The organism is Gammaproteobacteria bacterium (assembly GCA_013816845.1).
GTDB lineage: Bacteria > Pseudomonadota > Gammaproteobacteria > DSM-16500 > DSM-16500 > Aquicella.
Genome location: JACDDU010000004.1, coordinates 111289 through 126208, shown reverse-complemented (window position 1 = coordinate 126208; position 14920 = coordinate 111289). Strand labels below are relative to the sequence as shown.

The window sequence follows — 14920 nt, the reverse complement described above, 5'->3', positions numbered from 1 at the left end:
AAAGCTTATTAAAAAAAGGTAGGATAGGACAAAATTTATAATAAAAAAAGATTGGGGAATTTCCGTTATGCTGCCCTCTCGCTCTGATAATCTGATTTCGCCTAACAATCAAACCCTATTCCATCGGTTTGATCAATTACTCAACGATATCGATGCGCAAATCCATTATCTTTCAATCCTTAGTCAAGAACTGACCCAAACCAAAATTACGCAACTGGATGTTTTTTTAAAAACTGTTAAGACGTTAAATGAAAGTGCCCCCCTGGGAGTTAATCCTGCTTTAAAAAACCTTGTTATTGCCAGTTACCCAAGTCTCAGAGACATCATTTTAAGAAAAATTCCTGAACCTAATCAGTGGTCAAAATTTCAAATTGAATTTGAAAAACAATGGGATCAAACTTTAAGAAATAAAAATTATTTATGGCTAATCCATCGCCAAGAAAATAATGAAGATAAAGCTTTGAAAGAGAATTTCTTGCAACTTCTTCAAACCCTCGCCAATGTTAGTCATGGTAAAGTTTGTTTTGACTTAAATAAAAAATTCATTCATCACGTTAAGAAGCAAGTCAAACGATTGGTTCCTATCATTGAGGATATTAAACAAAATTGCACAGACCTAACTCATCCTTTGCCAAGCGCTGATTTAGATGAAGCCATTAACGATGCTTATCGAGATTTGCAAATTAGTACAAAAAAATTCAAGCAAAAAATAAAAATTTCAGTCGATTCTCATAAACAAGATATAATTAACTTTAACAATTCTTTAGCGAGGATCGAGCAAGATCTTACTCAACTTAAATGTGAAACTATTCAGCTTATCAATCAAATTACTTCGGTGTGTAGTGAATTAAAAGAAGAAAAAATGATACTCATTAGGGAAGCTCAGAACCCTAATCCAACGCAACATGAACTTTCTGCTTTATTAAATAAATTTTTATTATTTCAGAAAAAAACGCAACTTCTTCCGGCTATCGAGGACAACGCACTACGCGCAAGAATGAATGCCGATCTCAGACGAATTAATCAATCCTTATTAGACAAAATAAATTTAATGGAGAAAGACTTAAGAGCGCTTAATCTTTCTATCAATCAGCATAGAAACAGCATAGCAACTTCACAAATTCCAATCGATCGACATCCTTATATTCACCTTGCCGAAGCGTTGAAGCGTCTCTATCAAAATTTAGAAAGCACGAAACAAGATTATAATAAAAAACAAATTATGCGTTTAAAAGATATCCATGCTGATTCGACACAAAATTTAACTTTGTTAAGCGAGGCAATACAATATCTACAAGAATATGAAAGTATATCGGCCCAGATCCAGAGTCGCCATTATCCTGAAGCACAAACGTTAGACAATATATACACCGATGTGGATAAAGTTATTGATCGACTTGCGTATTTAATTGATAATTTTCTTGGCAATTTGCGGGAAGCATTTCCTAATACGCAACAAGCTTATGATGAACAAACAAAAGCAACTGAAAAATCAGTCTCCCATCTTAAAAATAAAATTTTCTCTACCAATCAATCGTTAAACGAATTTCCCACTATTGTACGTAATAAATTATTATATGACATCGATACCGTAAAACAAAAACTAAACCGCATTTTATTAAATTCATTCTCAAATTTTTATCAAATCATTTCTCTTTATCGCAATCGGAATGCTAATCAATTGATTCACGCTGTGTTTACTGATTGGCTAACTTTTGAAGTTACCCGTATCAATTTAATTTCTCATAAATTTTATCTGGCTCAATTAGAACGTTTTCGGCGCAATGAAATTGATATCTTAGAAAGACATCTAACGCAGCTTGACTTTCAACTTGTTATGTTTAATGCAGAGCTACCTCAAGAATTCATGAATAGCCCGCTACTAAACTCGCTAAAACAATTAAATGATCTTTCTGATGAAGCCCATGCTGATATTGAGATGTGGCTAGCTAATTTTCCGCATCAAACTAAAGCACAACTCTTAGCAATGCAAAATACCATTGTGTTATTAACTATCAAAGTCAAAACCGAATTAGCACAATTTGATAAAGCCGTAAATGAGGCACGTTTGCGACGCATTGAACAGGACAAAGGCGGGTTGCAACCTCGTGTTACTGAACCAGACAAAACAGATCAATATGAAGCCTATCAGACACGCAATTTTCTATTGAATGAAACCAAGAAATATAGCGAAACGCCTGCCATTCAAACAAATAAAAACAAGCAAGCGCTTTTACAAAGTCTGATCAACACATTAGCTGATGACAAAATGACGCCTGCAGAACAAGTATCCCACTATTTTGAATTATACGATATGCACCATGCGCAAATAGCGCCACATGATCGTTATGCTTTAACCACTTGGTTAAAAAAACTTGTCTGCTTTATTTTGCCTTTTAATTCAATTAAACATTATTTCTATTCAAATGAAGAAGTGTTCACTCAGTTAGAAACGCAGGTTGATTTGTCAAAGAAGGCTTTTGCAACACACCCTGTCAATCCTACGCACCATCATATTGCCCAAAATCTTGCAAACCAAGATGCTGCGCAACAAGCGCCCAAGATTATTGAGGCCAATGATAATCATTATGTCACCCAATGGAAAAACGGGGAAAAACCAAAAGACAAACCACAATATCCATTTTTTAAACAACCTATTGTTACGCTCAAAGTTGCATCTTCTGTAGACCGGGACCTCACCTCGCAGCAAACTCTATATACACCGCTTTGACACCCAGAATTTCTAGCTTAAGAAATCTCTTGGACATTACTCACCCTAAGACCTAAAATCCTTAATAATGGAAAAAAGGAGTGAACAACTATGAGTATGCGCAATCCAGCAGGTTTAAAGGGCTTTGAATTTCTTGAATTTTCAACCCATCAACCCACGCTTCTCGAAGCACAATTTAAATCGATGGGATTTTCAGAACATGGGAAACATAAAACGCACCCAATAACACTTTACCAACAAAATGATATTCGGTTTCTTGTTAACTTAACTGAAAATAGTATGGCCCGACCTTTTGCCAAAGAACATGGTCCGTGTGTAACCGCAATGGGTTTTCGAGTCGATGATGCGCTCAAAGCTTTCCAATATGTACTTGAACAGGGTGCAACTCCCTACGAGCCTCAGGAAGGTGAAATCAAAGTATATAATGCACCTGCTATTTATGGTGTAGGAGGCAGTCTTATCTATTTTGTTGATCAGCATCACGGCGTACCTAATTATGCGCAACAATTTTCTTTCCGACCTTCACAAAATTTACAAGTCGCTTCAGCCGGCTTGACTTATATCGATCATGTTACACACAATCTTCATCGCGGTAATATGACAACTTGTGCTGACTTTTATACACGTTTATTTAATTTTTATGAAGTTCGATATTTTGATATTGAAGGTCGTTTAACCGGTTTAAAAAGTAAAGCAATGACCAGTCCCTGCGGAAAAATTCGTATTCCTTTAAATGAATCTTCTGATGATCAATCCCAAATTGAAGAATTTTTAAAAGATTTTAATGGGGAAGGCATCCAACATATCGCTTTAGGTACCGATAATATTTATGAGAGCGTTCAAACCTTGCATCAACATGGCTTGGCCTTTTTGGATACGCCAGATACTTACTACGATTTAATCGAAAAACGTTTACCCGATCATGGTGAACCTCTGGAGGCATTAAAAGCAAATCGTATTTTAATTGATGGCAATACGACAGATGAAAGAAAAATATTATTACAAATTTTTACGCAAAATATGTTAGGACCCGTCTTTTTCGAAATCATTCAACGTAAAGGTGATGAGGGATTTGGTGAAGGGAACTTTCGCGCTTTATTTGAATCAATTGAACTCGATCAAATTCGACGTGGTGTGCTTCAAGAGGTAAAAGCATGAAATTAGCGACGCTAAAAGGTAAAAATCGTGATGGTCAACTAGTTGTGGTCAGCAAAGATTTAGCTCTCGCTTGTCTAGCTACAGATATTGCTGCGACGATGCAATTCGCACTCGATCACTGGCAGCAGTGTCAAAGTAAGTTAGCAGCGCGTTACGATGCTTTAAACGCAGGTGAATGGAAAGATACCCTTCCTTTTCAACCCAAAGAACTCGCCTCTCCATTGCCCCGCGCCTACCAATGGGTTGATGGCAGTGCTTATGTTAACCATGTTGAATTGGTTCGCAAAGCCCGCGGTGCAACGATGCCAGATAATTTTTGGCATGATCCACTTATGTATCAAGGTGGTTCGGATACTTTCCTGGGTCCCCATGATGATATTGTGTTACACGACGAAGCTTGGGGATTAGATTTCGAAGGGGAAGTAGCCGTTATTACGACTGATGTCGATCTAGGAGCGGATGAAAGTGAAGCAGAAAAATCAATTTGTCTTTTGATGTTAGTCAATGATATTTCGCTACGTAATTTAATTCCTAATGAATTGGCCAAAGGTTTCGGATTTTTTCATAGCAAACCTTCAAGTGCATTTTCTCCCGTCGCAGTAACAACTGATGAGCTTATGCCCGATTGGGATGGTAGGAAAATTAACTTACCGCTTGTGAGTCATTTGAATGGCAATTTATTTGGGCAACCGCAAGCCGGGTGCGATATGACTTTTGATTTCCCGCGGTTAGTTGCGCACGCTGCTAAAACAAGGAGACTGAGTGCCGGAACCATTATTGGGTCAGGCACCGTTTCTAATTATGATCGCTCCCGCGGCTCATCATGTATTGCCGAACAACGCATGCTTGAAACCATTGCAGAGGGGCAACCCAAAACACCATTTATGCGCGTCGGCGATCACATTCGTATAGAGATGTTTGATACGCGTAACCATTCAATTTTTGGATCAATTGATCAACGTATCGTTGGAGAAAAATGATAATGGAAATGCTTAAATTATTCGATTATTTTCGTTCTACCGCCTGTTTTCGAGTGAGAATTGCCCTTAATTTAAAAGCGCTTTCTTATGAATGCATACCTATCCATTTATTAAAAAATGGCGGTGAACAAAATTCTCCGCACTATGCAGCGATTAATCCACAAACGTTAGTGCCGACTTTGCAAGACGGAGAATTCACTTTGAGTCAATCGCTTGCGATTATTGAATACTTAGAGGAAAAATTCCCCCAACCACCTTTATTGCCAGTTGATCTCGATTTAAAATCCCAAATTCGCTCGTTTGCACTTGCCATTGTTGCTGATACGCATCCCCTTAATAACTTGCGCGTTCTTCATTATTTAACGCAGGAATTTCATATTACAGAAGAACAAAAACAAGTGTGGTACCACCATTGGATTAACAAAACATTTAGTGGGCTTGAAAAAATGCTGAATGCACCAACACACCAATCTAAATTTTGTTTTGGTGATACCCCAACGCTTGCTGATGTTTGTCTTGTTCCGCAAATGTATAATGCAAGACGATTCCATTGCGACTTAAGTTCATTTTCCACCCTTATGAAAATTGATACGCACTGTCAAACTTATCCTGCATTTCAAGAAGCATTCCCTACCGATGCTGCAGCATAAAATTAAAAAGGAAACGGCTATGAGAATTGATTTTCGCCACCTAGCCAATAGCAGTTTACAAAATTTAATCCCATATCAACCGGGCAAACCCATCGAAGAATTAGAGCGGGAACTTGGAATTACTTCTTCTATCAAATTAGCAAGTAACGAAAATCCCCTCGGGGCTTCTTCGTTAGCGATTCAAGCCATGCAAGCAGCGCTGCGTGATGCACACATCTATCCTGACGGAAGTTGTTACGATTTAAAAAATGTTTTAGCACAACGACTTGAAATACAATCCAACCAAATTACGGTTGGCAATGGCTCAGAAAATATTCTTGAATTAATTGTGAAGGCTTATTTGCATAAAGGTGATACCGCTATAATCTCTGAATATGCTTTTTTAACCATTCCCATTTTATTACAGAGTTATGGTGTGAGTGCGAAAGTTATTCCGGCTGAGCTTTGGGGGCATAATATCAAGCAAATGGTCGCGGCGATTGATGAAAAAACTCGTGTATTATTCTTAGTTAATCCAAATAATCCAACGGGCACTTATACCAATGCAGAAGATTTTCAATATTTACTAGATCATGTGCCTCAAGATGTATTGATTGTTGTTGATGAAGCCTACAGTGAATATATTACCCTTGCTGATTACCCTAATACTTTGGCTTTACTTCATAACTATCCGAACGTTGTTCTCACCCGAACCTTCTCTAAAGTCTATGGACTTGCTGCCCTCCGTCTAGGCTATAGCGTTTCATCACCTGAGATTGCCGACATGTTAAATCGTGCGCGACTTCCATTTAATGTTAATTCTATCGCTATCAAAGCTGCTTGTGCTGCATTAAGTGATGCCGACCATCTCAATAAAAGTTTGCAATTAAATATTACCGGTATGCAACAAATTGAAGATTATCTCAAACAACATCAAATTCCCTACATTCCATCTATTGGTAATTTCATTACCGTAGACGTAGGCAATGGTCTTTCTGTTTATCAAAAATTCTTATTAGAAGGTGTCATTATCCGACCCTTACAGGCTTACCACATGCCTCGCCATATTCGCATTACCATTGGCACTCAAGAACAGAATGAACGATTTTTACGTGCTTTCCATCATATAATGTAGAGGATATTTTGTGACTGAACTTGATTATCAACAAGGTTTAGGCAACTACTTTGAAACGGAAGCTTTAGCTGGCGCTTTAGTGAGAGGACGTAACTCACCACAAAAAGTTCCTTTCGGATTGTTTGCAGAACAACTTTCGGGAAGCGCTTTTACTTCTCCCCGACATACTAATTTGAAAAGTTGGCTTTACCGAATAAGACCCTCTGTGCTCCATCAAGAATTCGAACGTGTATCCCATTCTTATTTAGCAGGACCACCTTTTTCAAAAGAAATAACGCCACCCACTCAAATGCGTTGGAATCCATTGCCTGAGCAGGCCGAGTGTAATTTCATTGAGGGGTTATTCACCCTGGGCGGCAATGGCTCAATTGAAATGCAAACAGGTTGTGCCATTCATTTATATTGCGCAACGCAATCTATGGAAAATACTTTTTTTTATAATGCTGATGGTGAAATGCTTATTGTACCGGTTGAAGGTGCAATTTTATTTAAAACTGAATTGGGACATTTAAAAGTTTCCCCAGGCGAAATTATTGTGATTCCGCGGGGTATTAAATTTCAAGCCCACTTACTCAATCCTCATGCGCGCGGTTACGTTTGCGAAAATTATGGCTTACCCTTTCGACTACCGGAGTTGGGAACCCTGGGGGCGAATGCACTCGCGAATCCGCGTGATTTCCAAATTCCCTATGCTTATTACGAAGATCGGATCGGACAATTTACATTACTTGCTAAATTTCAAGGTCACTTATGGCAAGCTAAAATTAATCATGCCCCCATGGACGTAGTTGCTTGGCATGGTACGTATGCACCTTATAAATATCAACTCAGCTTATTTAATACGGTGAATACCGTCAGTTATGATCACCCCGATCCTTCTATTTTCACTGTCCTTACCTCACCCTCTGCGCATCAGGGCATTGCAAATGTGGATTTTGTTATTTTTCCACCCCGATGGATGGTGGCTGAAGCGACTTTCCGTCCACCGTATTATCACCGTAATATAATGAGTGAATTCATGGGGCTTATTAAAGGCGTTTACGATGCAAAACAAAACGGATTCATCCCAGGAGGCGCTAGTTTGCATAACTGTATGTCAGCACATGGGCCTGATACTGCAGCCTATGAGCAAGCCGTGCAGCGTGATTTAAGTCCGGAATATTATGATGATACATTAGCATTTATGTTTGAATCACGGCATGTTTTTCAACTAACCAGTCAAGCCTTAAATGCCCCCTTCCGTCAAAAAAATTACCTATCTTGTTGGGAAGATTTAAAATCTAATTTTTGTCTTGAAAAAGGGTAATATATATTAATAAATACAAAAAAGGCCGCACGGTATGGACAAAAAAAAAGCATCTCAATACGTAGCAAAAGCGACCGACAGTCATGGAAATGTCGCTTATACCGATGATGAAAATGCCATATGGCATGAACTCATAACTCGCCAAATGCCTATTTTACAAAATCGAGCCTGCAAAGAATATATGCAAGGCCTTGAGTTACTCAATTTTCATCATGATAAGATTCCACAATGTAATGAAGTGTCTGCGATTTTGCAAAAGACAACAGGCTGGACGCTAGAACCTGTTCCAGCGTTGATCCCTTTTGATAAATTTTTTGAATTACTCGCTAATAAAAAATTTCCTGCTGCAACTTTCATTCGTAAACGCGAAGAATTAAATTACTTAAAAGAACCAGACATCTTCCACGAAGTTTTTGGACATTGCCCACTTTTAACTAATAAAGCTTATGCTGATTTTACCTATGAGTATGGCAAACTTGGATTATCAGTTTCGCATGCTGATCGGGTCATGCTGGCTAAATTATATTGGTTTACAATTGAGTTTGGGTTAATTAAACAAACTGAAGGCTTACGAATTTACGGGGGCGGTATTTTATCCTCTATGGGTGAAACGCCTTATGCTTTGGATAATCCCGATGCCAAACGTAAACCGTTTGAGCCGCTTGAAGTATTGCGCACTCCTTATCGAATTGACATCATGCAACCCGTGTATTATGTAATTGATGATTTCAATGTGCTCTTTGAATTAATGCAAATGGATTTAATTAAATTGATTCATGAAGCACGAACCTTGGGCATGCATGCACCGCTTTATGCAACAGCAACTGCTTAACCACCACTAATTTTATTGATCTAGATAAGGCCTGCATTTTTTGCAGGCCTTGTTCATATTGAGGAGCTAACAATGAGTGAACTTCGCACAATCCGTTGTGTCGGCTGTGAAGGGGGCATCCCCGCTTTGACAGAGTTGGAAATAAAACAATTCATGCAAGAAATTAAAGGGTGGACGGTCAGTGATGATAAAAAATCCCTTACTCAACGTTTTACCTTTAAAGGTTTTTACAAAACCATGGCTTTTGTTAATGCGATTGCTTGGATTGCTAATCAAGAGAATCATCATCCCGATCTCATGGTTGGATTTAATTATTGCGTCGTGAAATATACTACACATGCTGTAGATGGATTAACGAAGAATGATTTTATTTGTGCTGCAAAGGTAGATGCATTAGAGGCTTCAAATTAGAAAACTTATTGCTACTGCGCTGCATAGCAGGGAAAAGTTGAGCCTCCCCTGCTAACAGCGTAGAAAGCAATTTGCGCTTAAATGCTAGTATGAACTAAAGTGTTTTAAAGCAAGGTGGAATTTATTTTTATCTTTCCATCACAACCTTACCACCGATCACTAACTGATACATCGGATTGAATCCTACATAATAAGCAAGCTCTGCAGGATGTTTAATTCTCCATACAATAAAATCTGCAACTTTACCTACACTAAGCGAACCATGAGTCTCTTCAAGTCCCAAAGCTTTCGCTGCATTCATCGTGACACCCATTAGCGCTTCTTCCGGCGTCAAATTAAATAACGTGCAAGCCATATTTAAAATCAAAAGTAAAGATACGACTGGCGACGTACCCGGATTGCAATCGGTGGCAATTGCCATAGGGACGCGATTTTCTCGTAAGGCTGCAATAGGTGGTAATTGTTTTTCTTGTAAGTAATAGAATGCACCCGGTAGTAAAACAGCAACGGTATTATTTTTTACTAAAATTGGAATTTGTTCGGGCGTTAGATACTCTAAATGATCTACAGACAATGCACCATATTCGGCAGCAAGAATAGACGCACCCATATTTGAAAGTTGATCCGCGTGGCATTTAACTTTTAAATCATAGCGTCTTGCTGCAATAAAAACTTTTTCACACTGCGCAGGAGAAAAAGCAATGCGTTCGCAAAAAACATCAACTGTATCGGCTAATTTTTCTTGCGCAACTTGGGGAATCATTTCCTCGCAAACCAATTGAATATAATCATCAGCGTTATTACGAAATTCTGGAGGAATAGCGTGTGCACCTAAAAAAGTTTTAACCACCGTCAATGGTAGGGCTTCGCCAATTAATTTAGCAATGCGTAATATTTTTAGTTCGGAAGAAAGATCCAAACCGTAACCGGATTTTATTTCAAGTGTAGTGGTACCCGTTTCTAACATATTCTTGGCTCGGGGTAAGCTTTCAGCAAAAAGTTGCTCTTCAGAAGCAGCGCGGGTGGCATTCACGGTTGACAAAATCCCGCCGCCTTGCAATGAAATGGCTTCATAAGTCGTACCTTTTAAGCGCAATTCGAATTCATGAGCCCGATTTGAAGCGTAAACCAAATGCGTATGACAATCGATAAATCCTGGCGTAATGCAACATCCTGTGCCATCAACAATTTGATCAGCAAGCGTTTCTGCATCCTCTTGCAAAACGCCTAACCAAGCAATTTTGCCGTCTTTGACTGCAATTGCACTTTTTTCCATTAACTCATAACCTTGTTCACAGGGTGCTAAAAGAACGTTTACCCAAAGGACATCGTATGGTTTAGACATAAGCATAAAACCTTTCTATTAGTTAATTCTTGCCATTCTGAAACAACTTACCGAGAATACTCTTTTTGCAAAAAAATTCACGGGAACTTTTATGGATTGGCAGGGGCATTACGTTTGCGCCGATAAAGCGCTTTGGCAAGGAAGAGTGGACTCTCCAGAGGGTGCGTGTTTTTTTCAAATTATACGAACGTTAGATTTGAAACAACTTAAGCCAAATAAAAATCCACTTGCGTTTGCCTTACTCGGTTTTTGTTGTGATGAAGGTATTCGACGTAATCACGGTAGAACGGGTGCAGCGGAAGGTCCACGTCATATCCGACAAATGTTAGCTAAACTTTCCATTCATCGCGATATCGACTGTTATGACGCGGGCGACATTATTTGCGTTGACCAAGATTTAGAAAAAGCTCAGCTTGCATTGCGCAGTGCCGTTGCCCATTTAATTGAGCAAGGCTATATCCCCATTGTTTTAGGTGGCGGCCACGAAGTAGCCTTTGGTCATTTCATGGGGATCAGTGATGCCTATCCTCACCAAAAAATTGGGGTGGTAAATTTCGACGCGCACTTAGATATGCGTCCTCTTCTGCCAGAAGAGCGGGGAAGTTCTGGTACACCTTTTTTGCAAATAGCTGAATGGCAAAAAAAATTAAATCTGCCTTTTCGTTATTATTGCATTGGCATCCAAGCTGCGGGCAATACACGATCGTTATTTGCAACTGCTAAAGCATTTGATACAACTTTTTTTCTTGCTGATGACTTATATCAAGGAAAAAATGAACAATATAAAACTTTTATTGAAAATATTCTTAACAAAGATGAATTACTCTATCTCAGCCTTTGTCTCGATGTGTTTAGTGAACCTTTTGCACCCGGGGTTAGCGCACCTCAACCCCTGGGTCTGCATCCTTGGCACGTCATTCCAGCGCTTCGTCAACTTGCGTCCTCAGGTAAAGTAGTAAGTTATGACTTAGCAGAACTTTCACCACCACATGATATTTCTGAACGTACTGCAAAACTTGCAGCGCTACTCATTTTTGAAATCATTCACTCTCACAAAAAAAGGCAATCTTCATGATCCCTTCTTCTCGATATGATGCAACACGCCATATCCGTGCTGCACGGGGCACAAACCTCACTGCGAAAAGTTGGTTTACCGAAGCTGCTATTCGTATGCTGATGAACAATCTTGATCCTGAAGTTGCAGAAAATCCCCAAGCTCTTGTAGTTTATGGCGGGACAGGGCGCGCTGCACGAAATTGGGAATCTTATGATCAAATTATTTCATCACTCACGGACCTAAATGAGGATGAAACCCTTTTAATTCAGTCCGGTAAACCGGTCGGCATTTTTAAAACACACAAGGACGCGCCCCGTGTTTTAATTGCTAATTCTAATATCGTACCGCATTGGGCAACACTTGAAACTTTTAATGAGCTCGATCGGAAAGGATTGATGATGTATGGACAAATGACCGCGGGATCATGGATTTATATTGGCAGCCAAGGCATTGTGCAAGGGACGTTTGAAACGTTTATGGAAGCATTCAAACAACACTATGCTGGCGTGTCTCAGGGAAAGTGGATTTTAACAGCTGGATTAGGTGGTATGGGCGGCGCTCAGCCTCTCGCTGCCAAAATGGCGGGAGCAAGTCTCTTAGCCATAGAATGTGACGAAAGTCGAATAAAACGGCGTTTGGAAACAGGTTATCTTGATCACTATGCAAAAAATCTAACTGAAGCTTTAGATTTAATTAAAGAACAGTGTGCAGCGGGAAGAGCCATCTCAGTTGCAGTCCTTGGCAATGCTGCTGAAATTTATCCCTTAATGATTAAACAAGGCATCAAACCCCATCTCGTAACGGATCAAACCAGTGCGCATGATCCACTCAATGGCTATTTACCCGCGGGTTACACTTTGGAACAAGCTGAGAATTTAAGACAATCGGATCCTGCCGCCTTAATTCTTGCTGCTAAACATTCTATGGCCACCCAAGTGAAAGCCATGCTTGCATTTCAACAACAAGGTGTTCCAACCTTTGACTATGGCAATAACATTCGACAAATGGCAAAAGAGGTAGGATTGGAATCTGCCTTTAACTTTCCTGGTTTTGTTCCCGCTTACATCCGTCCGTTGTTTTGTCGAGGCATTGGACCTTTTCGCTGGGTTGCTTTATCTGGTGACCCGGAAGATATTTATCGCACGGATGAAAAAATTAAAAGTTTATTACCCGAGGACACGCATCTACACCAATGGCTTGATGCTGCAAGGCAACATATACAATTTCAAGGTTTACCGGCACGAATATGTTGGCTCGGTCTCGCTGATCGAGCGCGCATTGGACTTGCTTTCAATGAAATGGTGCGAAAAGGCGAACTTAAAGCTCCCATCGTGATTGGTCGCGACCATTTGGATTCAGGCTCGGTCGCAAGTCCCAATCGGGAAACCGAAAGCATGCGCGATGGATCCGATGCAGTTTCGGATTGGCCCTTGCTCAATGCTCTTTTAAATTGTGCAAGTGGAGCGACCTGGGTCAGCATTCATCATGGTGGCGGAGTGGGAATAGGCTATTCACAACATGCAGGCGTGGTTATCGTTGCCGACGGAAGTGATGTCGCTGCAGAACGCATCCAACGTGTTTTAACCAACGACCCCGCTACGGGTGTTATGCGACATGCCGATGCAGGTTATCCCGAAGCCATTCATTGCGCTAAAACGTTTGGACTCAAACTTCCGATGATTAAGTGAGTAAAAATTTAAATGGAATACGAATTACAACCTGGTCAACTATCTTACAAAGATCTAATTTTTTTGCAACAGCACCACTGTAGTTTACGATTGAATGCAAATCATCTTAATCAAATTGCGCAATCTCAAAAAGTGGTCGAAGCAGTGATTGCTGAAAACCAAGTTGTGTATGGGATTAACACAGGTTTTGGCGCATTGGCTGCAAAGCGCGTTCCCCCTGAAGATTTGCAAAAACTCCAGGAAAGCTTAATTTTATCGCACGCAGCAGGCACTGGAAATTTATTAGACGACACCATCGTAAAACTTATTCTTTTATTAAAAATAAATAGTTTAGCGCGTGGTTTTTCAGGGGTAAGAATCGAAGTCATTCAAGCGTTATGTAAAATTTATAATGCTCAAATTTATCCATGTATTCCACGCCAAGGTTCTGTGGGTGCATCCGGTGACCTTGCGCCCCTTGCTCATCTCAGCACGGTTTTATTAGGGGTAGGAACAGCACATCACGAAAACCAAACGATTCTTGCAACAGAAGCATTGGCAAAAATCAATTTAGTTCCACTCCAACTTGCACCGAAAGAAGGTCTCGCTTTGTTAAACGGCACGCAAGTTTCCACAGCCCTCGCCCTCAATGCACTGTTACAATTTGAAAAAATATTTATTGCCGCTTTAGTTACCGGGGCGCTTACTGTTGATGCAGTTAAAGCAAGCGAAGTCCCATTTGACGCTTTAATTCAAGAGGTCCGTGGTCATGCGGCGCAAATAAAAGTTGCTGAACTTTTGCGAGAATTATTAAAAGGAAGTTCGATTATCGCATCACATGTCGGATGTGACAAAGTTCAAGATCCTTATTCATTGCGTTGTCAACCACAAGTTATGGGCGCTTGTTTAGAATCCTTATTGCATGTGAGTCGTGTCTTAATGGTAGAAGCTAATGCTGTTTCTGATAATCCATTAGTATTTAGTGCTGAAAATAAAATTCTCTCGGGCGGTAATTTCCACGCAGAACCGGTCGCCATGGCAGCAGATTATTTAGCCCTCGCCATTGCTGAAGTGGGAGCCCTTGCTGAACGACGCATTGCTTTATTGATGGATCCTCATTTTAGCCAGTTACCACCTTTTTTAGTTGAAAATTCAGGCGTTAATTCCGGTTTCATGATGGCCCAAGTAACAGCCGCTGCTTTAGCTAGTGAAAATAAAGCCCTCGCCGTTCCTTCAAGTATCGATAGTTTACCCACTTCAGCAAATCAAGAAGATCATGTAAGTATGGCAACTTATGCTGCTTTCCGATTACAGCAAATGGTAGAAAATACCGCCGCTATCATTGCTATTGAATTATTAGCAGCTTGTCAAGGAATCGATTTTCGCCGTCCCTTAACAACTTCCCCTCGCTTAGAAAAAGTACACCATTATTTACGCAGCGAAGTACCTTTCTATGCGCAAGACCGTTTTTTTGCACCCGATATTGCTAAAGCGAAGCAACTTGTGTTAGATGGTATATTGAGCAAATTAACTGAAGTTGAATCAATATTACTAAGCACATCCTTTTCTCAAAATGAAAGCAGATGAAATTTAAATCTTAATCAGTGGGTGCGTTTAACGACAATGCTTATGATTGGCTGCAATTATCCTATCCATGCAAAAGGGTTTT

The 14920-nt window shown here is 39.9% G+C and carries 12 protein-coding genes; 11 read left to right on the top strand and 1 reads right to left on the bottom strand.

The genetic code is table 11. The features are described from left to right. Window positions 1–67 precede the first annotated feature (67 nt). The 8 genes from H0W64_08905 (at window position 68) to H0W64_08870 (ending at window position 9182) form a co-directional block, all read left to right on the top strand. Entirely contained in the window at window positions 68–2731 is a 2664-nt protein-coding gene (locus H0W64_08905; protein MBA3661833.1) for a hypothetical protein, read from the top strand. 90 nt (window positions 2732–2821) lie between these two features. Continuing rightward, entirely contained in the window at window positions 2822–3889 is a 1068-nt protein-coding gene (hppD, locus tag H0W64_08900; GenBank protein ID MBA3661832.1) for a 4-hydroxyphenylpyruvate dioxygenase, read from the top strand. Beyond that, on the top strand, window positions 3886–4869 hold the full coding sequence (locus H0W64_08895; GenBank protein MBA3661831.1) for a fumarylacetoacetate hydrolase family protein: 984 nt from the start codon (window positions 3886–3888) through the stop codon (window positions 4867–4869). Before hppD ends, H0W64_08895 begins: the two co-directional genes overlap by 4 nt. Window positions 4870–4877: 8 nt before the next feature. Then, window positions 4878–5519 (top strand): maleylacetoacetate isomerase, encoded by a 642-nt coding sequence (gene maiA / locus H0W64_08890; protein MBA3661830.1) that lies wholly within the window; start codon window positions 4878–4880, stop codon window positions 5517–5519. 19 nt (window positions 5520–5538) lie between these two features. Next, window positions 5539–6633: a histidinol-phosphate transaminase gene (locus H0W64_08885; GenBank protein ID MBA3661829.1), complete on the top strand. Its 1095-nt coding sequence runs from the start codon at window positions 5539–5541 to the stop codon at window positions 6631–6633. Between the two features lie 10 nt (window positions 6634–6643). After that, window positions 6644–7939, top strand: a complete 1296-nt coding sequence (locus H0W64_08880; GenBank protein MBA3661828.1) for a homogentisate 1,2-dioxygenase — start codon at window positions 6644–6646, stop codon at window positions 7937–7939. Window positions 7940–7973: 34 nt separating this feature from the next. Next, entirely contained in the window at window positions 7974–8771 is a 798-nt protein-coding gene (locus H0W64_08875; GenBank protein ID MBA3661827.1) for a phenylalanine 4-monooxygenase, read from the top strand. Between the two features lie 72 nt (window positions 8772–8843). After that, complete coding sequence (locus H0W64_08870; protein MBA3661826.1) at window positions 8844–9182, top strand: 4a-hydroxytetrahydrobiopterin dehydratase; 339 nt, start codon at window positions 8844–8846, stop codon at window positions 9180–9182. A gap of 127 nt (window positions 9183–9309) precedes the next feature. Here H0W64_08870 and H0W64_08865 read toward each other — a convergent pair whose 3' ends face one another. Then, window positions 9310–10527, bottom strand: coding sequence for an imidazolonepropionase (locus tag H0W64_08865; protein ID MBA3661825.1), 1218 nt, complete (start codon window positions 10525–10527; stop codon window positions 9310–9312). Window positions 10528–10618: 91 nt separating this feature from the next. Here H0W64_08865 and hutG point away from each other — a divergent pair, with 91 nt between their 5' ends. Genes hutG through hutH form a run of 3 tightly spaced genes read left to right on the top strand, consistent with a single transcriptional unit; the run spans window position 10619 to window position 14838 of the window. Further along, window positions 10619–11602 carry a formimidoylglutamase gene (hutG, locus tag H0W64_08860; GenBank protein ID MBA3661824.1) on the top strand — a complete coding sequence of 328 codons (984 nt, stop codon included), beginning with the start codon at window positions 10619–10621 and terminating at the stop codon, window positions 11600–11602. Next, window positions 11599–13272 carry a urocanate hydratase gene (hutU, locus tag H0W64_08855; GenBank protein ID MBA3661823.1) on the top strand — a complete coding sequence of 558 codons (1674 nt, stop codon included), beginning with the start codon at window positions 11599–11601 and terminating at the stop codon, window positions 13270–13272. Before hutG ends, hutU begins: the two co-directional genes overlap by 4 nt. A gap of 12 nt (window positions 13273–13284) precedes the next feature. Continuing rightward, window positions 13285–14838 carry a histidine ammonia-lyase gene (hutH, locus tag H0W64_08850; GenBank protein ID MBA3661822.1) on the top strand — a complete coding sequence of 518 codons (1554 nt, stop codon included), beginning with the start codon at window positions 13285–13287 and terminating at the stop codon, window positions 14836–14838. Window positions 14839–14920 lie beyond the last annotated feature (82 nt).

Excerpts from the sequence above, each read along its gene's own strand:
- H0W64_08905 (MBA3661833.1), top strand. The coding sequence starts at position 68 with ATGCTGCCCTCTCGCTCTGATAATCTGATTTCGCCTAACAATCAAACC.
- hppD (MBA3661832.1), top strand. The coding sequence starts at position 2,822 with ATGAGTATGCGCAATCCAGCAGGTTTAAAGGGCTTTGAATTTCTTGAA.
- H0W64_08895 (MBA3661831.1), top strand. The coding sequence starts at position 3,886 with ATGAAATTAGCGACGCTAAAAGGTAAAAATCGTGATGGTCAACTAGTT.
- maiA (MBA3661830.1), top strand. The coding sequence starts at position 4,878 with ATGCTTAAATTATTCGATTATTTTCGTTCTACCGCCTGTTTTCGAGTG.
- H0W64_08885 (MBA3661829.1), top strand. The coding sequence starts at position 5,539 with ATGAGAATTGATTTTCGCCACCTAGCCAATAGCAGTTTACAAAATTTA.
- H0W64_08875 (MBA3661827.1), top strand. The coding sequence starts at position 7,974 with ATGGACAAAAAAAAAGCATCTCAATACGTAGCAAAAGCGACCGACAGT.
- H0W64_08870 (MBA3661826.1), top strand. The coding sequence starts at position 8,844 with ATGAGTGAACTTCGCACAATCCGTTGTGTCGGCTGTGAAGGGGGCATC.
- H0W64_08865 (MBA3661825.1), bottom strand. The coding sequence starts at position 10,527 with ATGTCTAAACCATACGATGTCCTTTGGGTAAACGTTCTTTTAGCACCC.
- hutG (MBA3661824.1), top strand. The coding sequence starts at position 10,619 with ATGGATTGGCAGGGGCATTACGTTTGCGCCGATAAAGCGCTTTGGCAA.
- hutU (MBA3661823.1), top strand. The coding sequence starts at position 11,599 with ATGATCCCTTCTTCTCGATATGATGCAACACGCCATATCCGTGCTGCA.
- hutH (MBA3661822.1), top strand. The coding sequence starts at position 13,285 with ATGGAATACGAATTACAACCTGGTCAACTATCTTACAAAGATCTAATT.